2 protein-coding genes are annotated in these 1532 nt (G+C 63.0%); both read right to left on the bottom strand.

Annotated elements, in window-relative coordinates:
- Positions 1-160 precede the first annotated feature (160 nt).
- Positions 161-1072 (bottom strand): SAM-dependent methyltransferase, encoded by a 912-nt coding sequence (locus tag ACFHWY_RS28430; protein WP_416583317.1) that lies wholly within the window; start codon positions 1070-1072, stop codon positions 161-163.
- Positions 1062-1532, bottom strand: a 471-nt coding sequence (locus ACFHWY_RS28425) for a hypothetical protein (protein ID WP_416583316.1), incomplete at its 5' end; no start/stop codon positions are given. The genes ACFHWY_RS28425 and ACFHWY_RS28430, both read right to left, overlap by 11 nt.

The raw sequence follows: 1532 nt of genomic DNA, 5'->3' as shown, positions 1-1532 counted from the left end.
GGCACGGCATCGACATCCTCGACGCCCTCATCCACGCCGCCGCCGGGAAACCCTGGATCCCCGCTACCACCTGACCAGGCCCGTCACGCCGCCCCGTCAAGCACCTATCCAGTTACGACGCGTCCAAGGCCCTGTGGATCTGACGGTGTTTCCGAAACCGTCAGCTGGACATTCCTGAAGGCGTGTGGGCAACGACGATGATCATCCCTTGCACCTGTTCTTCGGTCAGCATTTTACGCCACCCCTGTTCGAGTTGCGTGTCGGTCAGCGGCGGCGCATCGGCCGTGCCTCTGAGGGTCGGCCCGAAGACATCGAGAATCTGCTCGACTTCGGGCGGTACCGGATTGTCGCGGGCGTATCGCCGCAACTCGAGGTAGGTCCACATGCTGGTGTATTTCACGTGGTCGGTGATGTCGGTGACCTCGTCGAGCGCGAGTCCGGCCTGTGCGGCGATCGTTTTGTAGTCCTCCGCACCGATGGGGGCGGCGGCGACCCGCCAGGAGTCGTACACCTTGGCCAAAGTCTCGTCGGAACGGCCCTCCGGTCCCTCCTTGACCGTGAAGTCGGTCAGCACGACGCGCCCGCCGGGGCGTACCACTCGGGCGATCTCGCGCAGCGCCCGCACCCGGTCGCACACGTGGACGATCGCCTCGAAGGCCATCGCGTGGTCGAAGGAGTCGTTGGGAAACGGCAACGCGAGCATGTCGGCCCGTTCGAAGACCACCCGGTCGGACACCGCCTCGGCGCGGGCCCGCTCGTTGGCCAGCCGTACGTCCTGCTCGCTGATCGACACCCCGACGAGTTCGACCTCGCTGGCCTTGGCCAGCCGCACGCCGGGCCGGCCCAGACCGCAGCCGACGTCCAGCACCCGCTCGCCCGGCTGGGCGCCGACCCGCTCAATCATTATGTCGGTCAATCGGGCGCTAGCTGTCTCGAAGCTGCTGTCATCGTCGGGCCCGGCCCAGTAGCCGTGGTGCATGGATCCGCCCTGGGCCCGGGCGATGAACGTGTTCACCTGGTCGTAGAACGCCCCGACGGACTCCGGCGCCAGCCCTTTGACTTCAACGTTCATCGGTCAACCGCTCTCTACTCATCGAAGTTCTCTCAGCAATGGACCGCTGGCAGTCTTGGGCAGCCGATGTCGGAGAGGCGAGTTTTACAAGGTCCAAGGTCGACTCCTGGTGGTTCTCCCATTTTAGGAAGAGCCGCACGCATCGCTGATCGACCAATCGGGGAACCGACAGAACAAAAAGCATTGATCGACGATCAGCAACGTCACCGTAACGGGGGCGGCTCACACGGTCAAGCAAGGAGAGGTGACAAAAATGCGCACCTTCGATTTGGACCACTGATGGAACATCGGGGTCCGGCGCCAAAACTGGATATTGCTCACCGGAGCGGGTTTTATTGTGTTCTATATACTTCTTCAGGCTACCGCCAAACATTTCCGATTCGTCGTCGCCCGTCGAGTCCAGGGCCCCGGAGTAGTCCGCGAATGTCCTTTTTGGTCTGATCTTGTTCTGGGGGCTGTG

It is taken from the genome of Micromonospora sp. LOL_024 (assembly GCF_048060415.1).
In the GTDB taxonomy this organism is placed as follows: domain Bacteria; phylum Actinomycetota; class Actinomycetes; order Mycobacteriales; family Micromonosporaceae; genus Micromonospora.
This window is presented reverse-complemented; position numbering and strand designations above follow the sequence as displayed.

Excerpts from the sequence above, each read along its gene's own strand:
- ACFHWY_RS28430 (WP_416583317.1), bottom strand. The coding sequence starts at position 1,072 with ATGAACGTTGAAGTCAAAGGGCTGGCGCCGGAGTCCGTCGGGGCGTTC.